This is a genomic window from Segatella copri (assembly GCF_024330485.1).
Lineage (GTDB): Bacteria > Bacteroidota > Bacteroidia > Bacteroidales > Bacteroidaceae > Prevotella > Prevotella copri_L.
Genome location: NZ_JANDWX010000030.1, coordinates 25,418 through 38,642 on the forward strand (window position 1 = coordinate 25,418; position 13,225 = coordinate 38,642).

The 13,225-nt window shown below is 43.2% G+C and carries 11 protein-coding genes, 6 tRNA genes and 1 rRNA gene; 3 read left to right on the forward strand and 15 right to left on the reverse strand.

Annotated elements, in window-relative coordinates; all coding sequences use genetic code 11:
* Positions 1–3: 3 nt before the first annotated feature.
* The 12 genes from NNC77_RS13285 to nspC form a co-directional block, all read right to left on the reverse strand.
* A complete protein-coding gene (locus tag NNC77_RS13285) occupies positions 4–1,164 on the reverse strand; it encodes an esterase-like activity of phytase family protein (RefSeq protein WP_254971323.1) in 1,161 nt (386 codons plus the stop codon).
* The gene (locus NNC77_RS13290) at positions 1,151–1,786 is read right to left on the reverse strand and encodes a 4'-phosphopantetheinyl transferase superfamily protein (RefSeq protein ID WP_254971324.1); all 636 of its coding nucleotides are present in this window, start codon (positions 1,784–1,786) and stop codon (positions 1,151–1,153) included. The genes NNC77_RS13285 and NNC77_RS13290 overlap by 14 nt, the downstream gene beginning before the upstream one ends.
* Before the next feature lie 35 nt (positions 1,787–1,821).
* Entirely contained in the window at positions 1,822–3,129 is a 1,308-nt protein-coding gene (gene gldE, locus NNC77_RS13295) for a gliding motility-associated protein GldE (RefSeq protein WP_181975347.1), read from the reverse strand.
* A 61-nt stretch (positions 3,130–3,190) separates the two neighbouring features.
* Entirely contained in the window at positions 3,191–3,538 is a 348-nt protein-coding gene (locus NNC77_RS13300) for a single-stranded DNA-binding protein (RefSeq protein WP_022120694.1), read from the reverse strand.
* A gap of 29 nt (positions 3,539–3,567) precedes the next feature.
* Entirely contained in the window at positions 3,568–4,104 is a 537-nt protein-coding gene (locus NNC77_RS13305; protein ID WP_006849491.1) for a hypothetical protein, read from the reverse strand.
* A gap of 32 nt (positions 4,105–4,136) precedes the next feature.
* Positions 4,137–4,209, reverse strand: a tRNA-Gly gene (locus NNC77_RS13310).
* Between the two features lie 20 nt (positions 4,210–4,229).
* Positions 4,230–4,313 (reverse strand) — tRNA-Leu (locus NNC77_RS13315).
* Between the two features lie 24 nt (positions 4,314–4,337).
* Positions 4,338–4,419, reverse strand: a tRNA-Leu gene (locus tag NNC77_RS13320).
* Positions 4,420–4,460: 41 nt separating this feature from the next.
* A tRNA-Gly gene (locus NNC77_RS13325) sits at positions 4,461–4,533 on the reverse strand.
* A gap of 20 nt (positions 4,534–4,553) precedes the next feature.
* A tRNA-Leu gene (locus NNC77_RS13330) sits at positions 4,554–4,637 on the reverse strand.
* 59 nt (positions 4,638–4,696) lie between these two features.
* Positions 4,697–4,769: transfer RNA gene (locus tag NNC77_RS13335), tRNA-Gly, on the reverse strand.
* A 201-nt stretch (positions 4,770–4,970) separates the two neighbouring features.
* Positions 4,971–6,146 carry a carboxynorspermidine decarboxylase gene (gene nspC, locus NNC77_RS13340; protein WP_254971326.1) on the reverse strand — a complete coding sequence of 392 codons (1,176 nt, stop codon included), beginning with the start codon at positions 6,144–6,146 and terminating at the stop codon, positions 4,971–4,973.
* Positions 6,147–6,254: 108 nt separating this feature from the next.
* Here nspC and NNC77_RS13345 point away from each other — a divergent pair, with 108 nt between their 5' ends.
* Positions 6,255–6,863 (forward strand): thiamine phosphate synthase, encoded by a 609-nt coding sequence (locus NNC77_RS13345; protein ID WP_118065971.1) that lies wholly within the window; start codon positions 6,255–6,257, stop codon positions 6,861–6,863.
* Positions 6,864–6,946: 83 nt separating this feature from the next.
* Positions 6,947–7,885 carry a ribose-phosphate pyrophosphokinase gene (locus NNC77_RS13350; RefSeq protein WP_006849494.1) on the forward strand — a complete coding sequence of 313 codons (939 nt, stop codon included), beginning with the start codon at positions 6,947–6,949 and terminating at the stop codon, positions 7,883–7,885.
* Positions 7,886–8,112: 227 nt separating this feature from the next.
* Here the strand turns inward: NNC77_RS13350 and glgP are convergent, their stop codons facing one another.
* Positions 8,113–10,671, reverse strand: coding sequence for an alpha-glucan family phosphorylase (gene glgP, locus NNC77_RS13355; RefSeq protein WP_234564853.1), 2,559 nt, complete (start codon positions 10,669–10,671; stop codon positions 8,113–8,115).
* A 105-nt stretch (positions 10,672–10,776) separates the two neighbouring features.
* Positions 10,777–12,438: a glycogen/starch synthase gene (locus NNC77_RS13360; protein WP_118139967.1), complete on the reverse strand. Its 1,662-nt coding sequence runs from the start codon at positions 12,436–12,438 to the stop codon at positions 10,777–10,779.
* Between the two features lie 135 nt (positions 12,439–12,573).
* On the opposite strand from NNC77_RS13360, the gene NNC77_RS13365 reads away from it, so the two are divergent.
* Positions 12,574–12,993, forward strand: coding sequence for a hypothetical protein (locus NNC77_RS13365; protein ID WP_437183290.1), 420 nt, complete (start codon positions 12,574–12,576; stop codon positions 12,991–12,993).
* Between the two features lie 156 nt (positions 12,994–13,149).
* Here the strand turns inward: NNC77_RS13365 and rrf are convergent.
* Positions 13,150–13,225 (reverse strand): 5S ribosomal RNA (gene rrf, locus NNC77_RS16785); the annotation flags it as partial.

Below are 13,225 nucleotides of genomic sequence, written 5' to 3' on the forward strand. Positions count from 1 at the left end.
ACTTTATTCCTTTCTGATGACAATCGTCTTGAACCAGTCTTTCAATACTCCCGCATATTGATCCTGCGAATCAGACAGCAGGATGACAACCTGGGAACCATCTTCCAGCTTGGGACCAAGACACATGCCTTCGTAATTGGCAAAGGAACGCTTGGAAAGCGATAAGCCGGTTTTCCAATCCGTAAGCAATCTCTTCTTCAAGAAAGGAGTATCTGATGAAAACTTCTCTTTCAAAGCAAACTCCTCAGAATTCAAAGGATTAATCTGATAGAGTTTACACTTGCAGAAAGCCCCAATCTTAATCTTTGGGATAAAGGCCTCACGCTCCAGAACCAGAAGCTGACCATCGGGCAAGGCGCAAAGCTCACTCACCCCCATCACATAGATATCTGCTTTCTTATGGGTAGAAGGTTGATCCATCTGATAGGCATAGGCTGTCATGTAACGAGAGGCTTTCTTGCTACTCTCTTGCTCGCTACAGTCTTCCTTGCCATTATTTTCCTTGTTACGATTTTCCTTTATCTTTCCCCAATCAAACCTCATCAAACGAAGCTGGTTGGCCAATCCGTTTTGAGGAGTAGCAGGCTGTCCGTCTTTGCGGAGCGTGCTCTCAGAAATCGTCCAGAGATACTGACGGACGGAATCAAAAGCCAGAGACTCAAAATTATAATTTGGATAAAAATCAGAAGAAGGCCATCTGCTCTCCCAAAGGTTCTGCTGATAGCTAATCTTGGGAGCATCTGCCGAAGTAGGCAGAACAGGATACTCCTTTAAATGGCAATATCCTTCGCTTGTTATCACCAAGGTAGAATCAGAAACCTTCACGACGGCTTCGTGGTCAAAGTCTTTCTCCTGCCCCAGCCAAGGCTTTCCGTCGTTCAGCGTTCCATCTGTTCTCTCGGTAAACCCAAGGTTTTCAACCTGTTCCAATTCGCCGGTCTTGGGATTCACCTGAATCCGGAAGTTGAAGTACAGGGCACTATCCGACTTGTCGCTTACCACCGCATAGATATCATCATGCAGATGAGCAATGCCACTGTAGTTGCCCGCAGTCACGGTTTTCGGAAAAGCTTTCTGAGGATTCTCTCTCACTACTTTCCAATCCTGTGCCCCAGCCAGCAAGTTGAATGCCAGGAAGATGGTCAGGATATTATAGCGCAGCATAAGTCAATACAAATTCCATGGTTAACTCGAAATCCACATGCGCCGTCTTTCTGCTCTTGAGATTCTCCACATCACACGACCAATCTGCCATCGTATCAAACGGCTTCACCCGCATATCCTCAAACATCAGGTTTTCCTCTGAGAATAACTTGAAGACCGTTTCCTTGGCACACCAATGCACCAGCTTGGCATCCAGATCTTCCGCCTTCTCATCCTTTCGCAGGAATTTGGATGCGATGCGCTCAACCCTATCGCTGAAGTATTCGATATCCACCGCCACTTCCTGATTTTTGGAAAGGATAAGCGCAGCATAACCCTTGGTATGCGAAATGCTGATATGATAACCACGGAACAATGGCTTTCCAGCCTCGTTGTGGGTAATGTCACCCGCATGAGAAAGCAAGCCCTTGGAAGCCCCGTTCGTCTTGAGCATCTCATACATTAATGCACGAATGGCAAGAAACTCCAGTTTCCTGCCATCGTTCTTATATTTCTCTTCCACCTGAGAGCGGTAAGCCTGCAGATGAGGATACTGCCCGAACAACTGTTCTACAGTTTCATCCATCTGCCATAAACCAAGACTCACTCCCGGATAAACTTCTCGTATATTGACAACTGCCATATTTTTTATATTCTGATATTGATGAATACTGATGATTACTTAGAAGAATCCTCCACGTTATCTTTCAAAGGATGTACCGTCACCTTAATCTTGCTGATGCGACGCTCCTCAATCTGCATAACCTCGAAAGTATAGTTCTTATAATCTATCTTCTCGTGCATACTTGGGAAATCGCCTTTGATTTCCAAGAGCAGACCAGCCAGAGAATCAGCATCACCCTCAACCTCCTCGAACTCTTCGTCATCTACATTCAGGATTTTGCAGAAATCAGAAAGAAGCGTTTTACCTTCAAAAACAAAGGTATTGTAATTTAATTTCGAGTAGAACTTCTCCTCCTCATCGTATTCATCATTGATTTCACCTACAATTTCCTCCAGAATATCTTCGAGAGTAACAATACCCGATGTTCCTCCGAACTCATCTACCACAATGGCGATATGAACCTTGTTGTCCTGGAACTCGCGAAGCAGATCATCTATCTTCTTGGTTTCAGGAACAAAGTAAGGAGGACGAATCAGGCTCTGCCAACGGAAGTTGGAAGACTTCGTAAGATGAGGCAATAAGTCCTTGATATACAGTACACCACGAATATTATCTGTATTATCCTGATAAACAGGAATACGACTGTAATTATTCTCTTCAATGCACTTTAATACTTCTGGATAGGTGCTGCGGATATCCAGGTCAACAATATTCTGTCGGCTGGTCATCACCTCCTTGGCTGTTTCATCGCCAAAACGGATGATACCCTTCAGCATGCTCTGCTCGTCCTTGATATCATTCTTATCAGTCAGTTCCAGAGCCTGTTCCAAGTCATCAACACTCAGCACATGATTTTCCTTCTGTATAATCTTTTCTGCAAGAATTCCACTTTTCAGCAAGATAGTTTCTAAAGGCCAAAACAACTTTCTGGCAAACAGAATTCCCCCTACACACCGGCGACAGAACTTCAGAGGATCCTGACGGGCATACACTTTCGGCATAATCTCACCAAAAAGCAAAAGCAAGAAAGTAAGAATAACCGTAATAATCAGGAACTGAAGCCAATAAGCTTTAGGACCAAACTCTACGATTCCTGCGAATACATAATTAAGGAGCATGATGATTGTGACATTCACAAAATTATTGGTTATCAAAATGGTAGCCAATGTACGTTCAGAATCATCACGCAACATCTGTATTTTCTTATCGGCATCAGTCTTTTCATCCTCAAGTTCCGCAACATCAGTTGGTGATAAACTGAAAAAAGCAATTTCGGAACCACTGGCAAAAGCAGACATGCCTAACAATATAGCTGCAAGTACAGCAGCTACAATAACCCCGGCGGAAGGCTGCATCAGCATCACATCACCGAAGGCATCAGTTATGGTGGATATATCCAATTTCTGAGCTAAAAATTAATAATTATTGTTCTTTAGTAGCAGGGCGAGTACTCAACATCTCCATATTATCTACATAGATTTCTGTAATATATTGTCTTCTACCCTGCTTGTCATCATAGGAGCGGTAGCGGATTCTTCCTTCCACATAAAGGCGGTCACCCTTATGCACATACTTCTCTACTACCTTTGCAAGCCCACGATAAAAAACAAGATTGTGCCAATCTGTATGGTCTGGCACTTGGGTACCATTAGGCAAAGTATATCCTTTCTCTGTAGTTGCGAGAGAAACCTGAGCTACTGCCTGATCTGCTTCGAAATAATGAATGTCAGGATCTTTACCTACATTACCAATTAGCATAACCTTGTTCATGACACGAATCTTTTAAATTTCTGAATATTTTATTTCCACATTCCCAGATAGCGGAAATGGAAATTCTTACCTTTTGCAGATGGGAACTGGCTGCGTGAATCTACACAATCGCGCAGATAATCTACGATGCGATTGTAACAATCCAAACCTGATTCAGCTTTAACATCCGCAACGAAATGAGTATCACGGTACTCAAACTTTCCTGTAGCCGGTACCATCACAACACGCTTGAAATCAAGTGATCCTTCATACCAGCCTGGAGCCTCTTGAGCCAAACTGGCAACAACAGGATTCTCCATTCTCTCTGCAGGAGTAGGAGTACGCAATGCTTTCTTATCCTTAAAATCCTGCATAGTTTGCGCCGTAGTCTTTATCACAATAAAATAAACACGTGGGCGTACCTTATATCTTTTTGGATACGTCAAATCGCTAGCGGCATATTCACGAACATCTGCCTCTAGCTCTGCATCCATCTCAATCTCAGGAATACTCTTTAAAAAACCAATAGCATCATCAACACTAGTAACTAATGTCTCCTGATCAAAATATCTTAAATATAAATTCATAAATGGGTATGTTTCTCGAGTTCAAAAAAAAGAGCGGAAAACGGGACTCGGACCCGCGACCCCAACCTTGGCAAGGTTGTGCTCTACCAACTGAGCTATTTCCGCTTGTAAAACAACAATAAAAGTGAAGAGGAGGAGACTCGAACTCCCACGACACAATTGTCACTACCCCCTCAAAGTAGCGCGTCTACCAATTCCGCCACCTCTCCAACACTAAGCTAATTTAAACATTGTGCCCAAGACAGGACTCGAACCTGCACGTTGTGAAACACACGCACCTGAAACGTGCGCGTCTACCAATTCCGCCACTTGGGCCCTAAACTTAAACCTATCTTGGTTTAATACAAAAATGATCGAGCGGAAAACGGGACTCGGACCCGCGACCCCAACCTTGGCAAGGTTGTGCTCTACCAACTGAGCTATTTCCGCTTGTAAGATAACAATACCAGTGAAGAGGAGGAGACTCGAACTCCCACGACACAATTGTCACTACCCCCTCAAAGTAGCGCGTCTACCAATTCCGCCACCTCTCCAAGTATATTGTCATCAATTATCTAACCAAGATAAAACTTGATGTTGTTTCAAAAAAATGAGCGGAAAACGGGACTCGGACCCGCGACCCCAACCTTGGCAAGGTTGTGCTCTACCAACTGAGCTATTTCCGCAGTTTTCCTATTACTTAGGAGCGTTCCTCTGAATGCGAGTGCAAAGGTACTACTTTTTTCTGAATTACCAAACTTTTCTTCGATTTTTTTGAAAAAAAATGTGCATTTTGCCCTTTTTAGTGAGCAAAACACACATTTTAAGCCTTATTTTGCCGATTTTTAAACTCATCCGGCAGAAAAATCGGGAAAATGGAAATTATACTAATCCATCCTACTGCGATAATCTTCGTAGCTGAAATCTCTTAGAGTTTCCAATTTTCCATCTAAATGTACGATTCCTATTGATGGATGAGTGATTCCATTAAAGGTATTTGTCTTTACCGTAGTGTAATGCAGCATATCTTCGAAAATAACATTCTCGCCTATTTGTAATTCATGGTTAAATTTCCAGAAGCCCATAAAATCTCCACTCAGACAACTGTTGCCACCTATTCTATATATATGTGCGCCCTCAGGAGCCTTCGTCGGATCATCAACCTCCAGGGTTTCTGCATTTCTGACAGCTGGCATATACGGCATCTCCAGACAGTCGGGCATGTGACAGGTAAAACTGGCATTTATGATAGCTGTCCTGATACCTTTATCTTCAACCACATCTACTACTTGAGTTACAAGCGGCCCGGTCTGCCACCCAAAGGCACTACCAGGTTCCATGATAATTTTAAGATGAGGATAACGCTGATGAAATCCCTTTATTATATTAATAAGGTGTTCCACATCATAATCCTTCCTGGTCATCAGATGACCTCCACCGAAATTGATCCATTTCAGCTGCGGAAACCAAGGAGAGAATTTCTCTTCGATATGAGCTAACGTACGTTCAAAGACATCCGCCCCACTCTCGCAGTGACAATGACAATGGAATCCTTCTATATCTGAAGGCAAAGTTTGAGGCAATTTATCTGCCGATACACCGAATCGGGTTCCAGGTGCACACGGATTATACAGCAATGTTCCGACTTCAGAATATTCCGGATTTACTCTCAATCCCAGTCTGATGTCAGAATTTGCCCGACGAGCCCGTTCATGATATCGCTCATATTGCGTAAGCGAGTTGAAAGTAAGGTGGCTTGAGCATTGTGCTATCTCATCAATCTCATAATCGGTATAAGCCGGCGAAAAAGTATGCGCCTTACTGCCAAATTCATGATACGCCAGTTTTGCCTCGCTAAGAGAGCTGGCCGTGGTCGAAGAAATATACTCTCTGAAAATCGGAAATGTCTTCCAAAGAGCATAAGCCTTAAAAGCTAGAATAATTTCCATATCGGCACGCTCAGCCACACTCCTGATGAGCGACAGATTGTGTCGCAAACGTTCTTCCTCTAAAACGTAAATTGGTCGATGAATCTCATTAAAATTCGCTAAATTTACTTGCATAACTTGATAAATATTAATTTTATGGTGCAAAGATAGCTTTTTATCCCGAATATAATTGCTAGTTTGCGTTTTTTTTAATACTTTTGCATCATAAAAATCATTTTGACGATGAAATTAGCGATAATGACCAAGTCCACATTCTTTGTGGAAGAAGATAAAATACTATCCTCGCTGTTCGACGAGGGCATGGACAACCTGCATCTTTTCAAGCCAGGTTCGTCACCAATGTATGCTGAGCGACTGCTCACGTTACTGCCTGAAGACTATCTTCGCAAGATTACTGTTCATGATCATTATTACCTCAAACAGGAATATGATTTAGCAGGAATCCATATAGACGATCCGCTAGCACCGGTACCGGATGGATACAAAGGCAAATTCAGTCGCACCTGCACAGATCTCTCGATGCTGAAAGAGATGAAGAAGAAATCAAACTATGTGTTTCTGAAAAACATCTTCGACTGTATTGAGTTTAAAGATGAAAGGTCTTCCTTCAATCTGCAGCAGCTTGAGAATGCAGCCAAGGCAGGACTCATAGACAAGAAGGTATACGCCTTGGGAGGCATGAGTCTGGAAAATCTCAAGATTGCCAAGGAACTCGGATTTGGAGGAGTAGTAATCTGTGGAGATCTCTGGAACCGTTTCGACATTCACAACGAGCGCGATTTCAAAGAGCTGATTCTTCACTTCGAGAAATTGAGAAAGGCTATCAGCTAACCCGGTGTTTCCCGAAAAAAGATTCATCCCCCTACATGAAAATAGATAAAAATAACTATTAATACACATAAACACTAATAGAAATGAGTGACAAGAACTCTTTTTTGGTATTCTCAGGTACTAACTCGAGATACCTTGCAGAAAAAATCTGCGCTAGTTTAGGTTGCCCACTGGGTAATTTGGTTGTAACCAAGTTCTCTGATGGTGAATTTGGCGTATCTTTCGAGGAGTCTATCCGCGGACGCGATGTTTTCCTCGTACAGAGCACATTCCCTAATTCAGACAACTTGATGGAGTTGCTCCTGATGATTGACGCAGCAAAGCGTGCTTCTGCCCGCAATATTATTGCTGTTGTTCCATACTTCGGATGGGCTCGTCAGGATCGTAAGGACAAACCACGTGTCAGCATCGGTGCTAAGTTGGTAGCCGACTTGCTCAGCGTTGCCGGTATCGACCGCCTCATCACCATGGATCTCCATGCCGACCAGATTCAGGGCTTCTTTGATGTTCCTGTAGATCACCTCTATGCATCTGGCGTTATTTTGCCATACCTGCAGAGCTTACGCCTCAAGGATATGGTCATTGCTTCTCCAGACGTTGGTGGTTCTAAGCGTGCCAACACTTATGCTAAGTACTTCGGCTGCCCTCTCGTGCTCTGCAACAAGACCCGTGCTCGCGCCAATGTAGTAGCAAGCATGCAGATTATCGGTGATGTAAAAGACAAGAATGTTGTCATCATTGATGATATGGTCGATACAGCCGGTACTATCACGAAGGCTGCCGACATCATGAAGCAGGCTGGTGCAAAGACTGTTCGTGCATGTGCATCTCACTGCGTGATGAGTGGTCCTGCATCTGAGCGTGTTCAGGATTCAGCTCTTGAGGAGATAGTATTCACTGATTCCATCCCTTACACCAAGCGTTGCGCAAAGGTTAAGCAGATTTCTATTGCAGATATGTTTGCAGAAACCATTCGCCGTGTTGAGGATAACGAGAGTATCTCTTCCCAGTACCTGGTATAAGGAAATATCATCATACAAGTTTACAAGGAGTCTTTCTTTTAAAAAGGAAGACTCCTTTTTTATGATTCCATTCTTCCCCTGTTTCCAATCTACATTCACTTTTCACAATTCACTTTCCACAACTACAATAACACTGTTCATTGTTCGGTTTCAAACAAAAAAATCCTGTATCCCCCAAAAGAGATACAGGATTCATATATTTATAATGTGACAATGTCGCTATTATATTAGTTCAACCACTTCACGTAGCAGAAGTCCTGACGGTGTGGCAACTTATCATTCTTAGGATACATACGTACGCCTGTCTTGAATGAACCAGCATTGATTGGCTCAATCTCAGCCTCGAATGTAAAGTTGTTACCCTCGTGACCAACCATCTTGAATGGATAAACAGCATAAATCTGCTTGCCATCCTCTGGCTGCTCCTTCAATACAACAAGCTCCAAACCTACTGCATCGTTCAAGCCCTGCTCATCGATAACATACTGAAGCTTGATCTTCTGACCAGTCTCAGCAGCCATCAGCATGCAGTCGTCCTTAGATACAACGTGGATACCATCCCAACGCTCTGCAACGCTCTCCTTCCAGAGTGCAATCTCCTTAGCAAGTGCATTGTCGTTAGCGCTCAACTTCTTGAAGCGGGCAGCCTCCTTATTGTAGAACTTATCATAGTAGTCATCCAACTGGCGCTTCATTGTATAGTGAGGAGCGATAGTAGCAATAGAGTTCTTTACTACCTGGATCCACTCCTTGCTGAAGCCTTCCTTATTCTTGTTGTAATACATAGGGATGATGTCGTTCTCCAAGAGGTTGTAGATAGTAGCAGCATCAAGCTGATCCTGGTAACCCTGGTTCTGGTATGTACGCTTCTCAGGAAGAGCCCAACCAGCACCCTCGCGGTAACCTTCTACCCACCAACCATCAAGTACAGAGAGGTTGACAACACCATTCATCTCAGCCTTCTCGCCAGATGTACCAGAAGCCTCCAATGGACGTGTAGGAGTATTCATCCAGATATCAACACCTGAAACCAGACGGCGAGCCAAAGTCATATCGTAGTCCTCGAGGAAGATAATCTTGCCGAGGAACTCAGGACGCTGACTGATCTCGAAAATCTTCTTGATCAAGCCCTGACCTGCACCATCAGCTGGGTGAGCCTTACCTGAGAAGAAGAACAATACTGGGTGCTCAGGATCGTTAACGATCTTAGACAAGCGTTCCAAGTCGGTGAAGAGCAGGTGAGCACGCTTGTATGTAGCGAAACGACGGCAGAAACCAATCATCAAAGCGTTAGGGTTGATACGCTCGAGCAAAGATACTACACGAGCAGGATCACCCTGGTTCTTCAACCATGTCTGGGTGAACTTCTCACGGATATAAGCTACGAGCTTCTTCTTCAATGTCATACGGGTATTCCAGATTTCAGCATCTGAAACATTGTAGATGGCATGCCAGATTTCCTCGTTGCTCTGGTCGTTCATGAAGTTCTTGTCGAAATATGTATCGTAGAGCTTACGCCACTCTGTTGCTGTCCAAGTTGGGAAGTGAACACCATTGGTTACATAACCTACGTGGTTCTCTTCTGGGAAATAACCCTTCCAGATGTTAGAGAACATCTGCTGGCTTACCCAACCGTGAAGCTTACTTACACCATTAACCTCCTGGCAAGTGTTGCATGCGAATGTAGAGAGGCAGAAACGCTCGTTGTGATCATCTGCATTTTCACGACCCATACCGATGAACTCATCCCAAGAGATACCAAGGCGCTGTGGATAGCCACCCATGTACTTGCCGAAGAGAGCCTCGTCGAAGTAGTCGTGACCAGCAGGAACTGGAGTATGAACAGTATAGAGAGAAGAAGCACGAACCAGCTCGAGAGCCTGGTTGAAGTTCAAGCCATCCTCCTCGATATAGTCGCAGAGACGCTGCAAGTTGCAGAGAGCTGCATGACCCTCGTTGCAGTGATAAATATTCTTCTTGATACCCATCTTCTTCAATGCGAGCATACCACCGATACCGAGCAGAATCTCCTGCTTCAAGCGGTTCTCCCAGTCACCACCGTAGAGAGAGTGAGTGATAGGACGGTCGAACTCTGAGTTCATATCATTATCTGTATCCAGGAGATACAACTTGATACGACCTACATTCATCTGCCATACGTATGCATGTACCTGATAGTTTGTGTAAGGCACATCAACTACCAATGGGTTACCATTCTCATCATATACTCGCTCGATAGGGAGAGAGTTGAAGTTCTGAGCATCATAGTTAGCAATCTGCTGACCATCCATACTCAAAGACTGCTTGAAATAACCATATCTGTAGAGGAAACCAACAGCACACATATCCACGTTGCTGTCAGAAGCCTCCTTCAAGTAGTCACCAGCAAGCATACCAAGACCACCAGAGTAAATCTTAACCACCTGGTTAATACCATACTCCATGCAGAAGTAAGCAACTGAAGGGCGCTTAGCATTAGGCTTCACATCCATGTACTCGCGGAACATCTTATAGACGTTCTTAACCTTAGCCATTGTCTCCTTGTCCTTAACAATAGCCTCCTTGCGGTCGTAGCTCAAACGCTCCAAGAGCAATACAGGGTTAGCATTGCACTTCTCGTACAAATCAGCATCGAGGCTCTTGAACAAGTCACGACCTTCATAATTCCATGCCCACCACATATTGTGAGCGATCTCATCCAAGCACTTCAACTCCTTAGGAAGGCTTGATTTAATGGTTGTCTCCTTCCATTGAGGAGCATTAGCATAGTCTGCCTTAATTTTCATTGTGTTTTATTTTTAAGATGTATATTTTCTATCTTGCAAACATAGCGATTCTTGCAGAATCCAAATATTTGTTTTATGGCTTACGCCATCAAGAAAGAGAGATTATTATTTCTTCATACGAACTTCAGCCTTGCGCAGGGCAAAGTCATAAGCATCATAGTAATACTCGATAAAGTGTTTCCACAATGCTTTTTCTGAAAGAATCTCAGCATTTTTACGACACTTGTTCACCTGTGTCTTGGTGAATCCCGAGTACTTAGCTACGGTATCCTTGATAGCATCAGCTACCTCAGAATAATTATAGTCGGTACGCTTGATAACCTTCACACCATCCTCTATCTCACTGTAACTTCCCTTCTCTGAGTTAGCCCAAAGACCGAAACCAGCCAAATCGGTGGTGATACAAGGCACCTTGAACGCAACAGCCTCCAATGGAGTATATCCCCATGGCTCATAATAAGAAGGATAGATACAGAGGTCATTACCTAACACTACATCATAGTAGCTCTTGTTGATAATGCCATCATCGCCTGTCAAGTAGCAAGGTAAGAATATCAGTTTCACCTTGTCTTCCTTATTATTATGCATGTTGAAGTACTTCAGCATACCCAATACATTATCATGACTCATATTATGTAACCAATGGGTAATCTCCGGAACCTCCAATGGCGTGTCAAACTTCTTACCGCTATTCAGACGATCCAACAGATCCTGACGTGGATCTCCTACCCAACCAGGTACGTCAATGAATGCCAATACATTCTTCTTCAAATTGTTGTCACGAAGCAGTCGGTTCATAGCCTCAATATAGACATCGATACCCTTGTTGCGGAACTCGTAGCGTCCGCTGGTAGAAACGATGAGCGTATCATCATCCAAATCTGTACCCATCAAAGCATTGGCTACATCGAGCAAACGCTTTCTTGCCTCCTTACGTTTCTTTGTAAAGGTACTTGCTTTAGGTACAAAACTATTGTCAAATCCGTTAGGCAAAACGAAATCTACCGGTTTATCGAGCAATTCCTTGCACTCGTTGGCAGTAATATCACTCACTGTTGTGAAACAATCAACATACTTAGCAGTCTGCTTTTCTATAGAATGCTTGCTTTGCATATTGAGTTCCTGCGCCATCTGATCACCATTATAGGCAAAAAGATAATCGTAAAGAGGCTTATTATTACCGGCAATACTACGACCGATACTTGTAGCATGCGTGGTGAATACAGTAGCCACCTCAGGAAGATGCTTGTTCACATAGAGCACACCAAGTCCTGTCATCCATTCATTTCCATGATAGATAACTTTCTTGCCTTTTCCAACGACATGTTTGTAGAAACTCTCTACTACCAGAGCGGCAGCATAAGAGAACATCGATGCTTCGTCATAGTCACCATAAGCATGAAGACTATCAACCTGATAGTCCTGCCATAGTTGTCCATAGATCTGGTCTTTAACAGCATAGTAAGGATTGAAATCTACTAAAACAGCTACTGGCTCTCCCGGTATATTCCATCTACCTACTTTAACCTTTAAGCCCTCTTTCAGAGCTTCTGTTTTCCACGCCGCATAAAGCGTATCATCTTGAGAGAAATAAGGATTAACCTTGTCTCCCCAGCAATCAGGACCAATGAAGATTAGTTGATCCTTTAACCTTTCCGTAAGAGTCTTAGCTCGTGTTGAAAGAACGGTGTAGATACCACCAACTTTATTACACACTTCCCAACTAGACTCAAATATGTAATCTGGAAATAATCTTTTCTTTTCCATATATAATTATCAATAAACACCGCAAAGATAGATAAATATTTGCAAAAAAACGAATTAATCTTATTAAAATCCTAAAAAAAATGCAGTTTTCTTGATTTAAATGAATAACTTTGTCGCAGTTAATTGAAAAAAGAGATGAAAAGAAAGATTTTAGCAACATTATTATGCCTAATTAGTATATCTAGTATGGCACAAACAGACAGCACCCTATTCAAGGGGAAGATTACAAACAAAGAGTATGATGTCTATATGAATATAGACTTCTACCATAAGAACCTCAAGGTTCCAGGACAGGAACTGTTCGGTGAAATGCCCGGATATTTCGGTGACAGACATGATAGTCGCAAATGGCTGATTACAGATGCTGACATCGAGGGAAAGACCGCTCATCTATCCATTATCAATGATTACGGGAGCGAAGATCTTACTGCCGACCTCATAGCCTTGCCCGATGGTAGTTACGAGTTGCAGCAGAAAGAAGGAAGTAACCTGAAAATTGCCCGAAACCGGAAATGGGTGAAGATTCCTAAAAAACTGAAATTCACCAAGCAGTAGACAAAACACTCAGAATATCGCAGAAATGCCCCTCGCTATTATGGTAAATAGCGAGGGGTTATTATATTATATAGCAAGGGTAATTATACTAAATAGCCAGAGTTATTAAACAGAAAAGCCCCGACTACTTTCGTAATCGAGGCTTCTGAAATTGAAAGGAGGCGGCTACCTACTCTCCCGCATTGCATTGCAGTACCATCGGCGCAAGTGAGCTTAACTTCTCTGTTCGGAA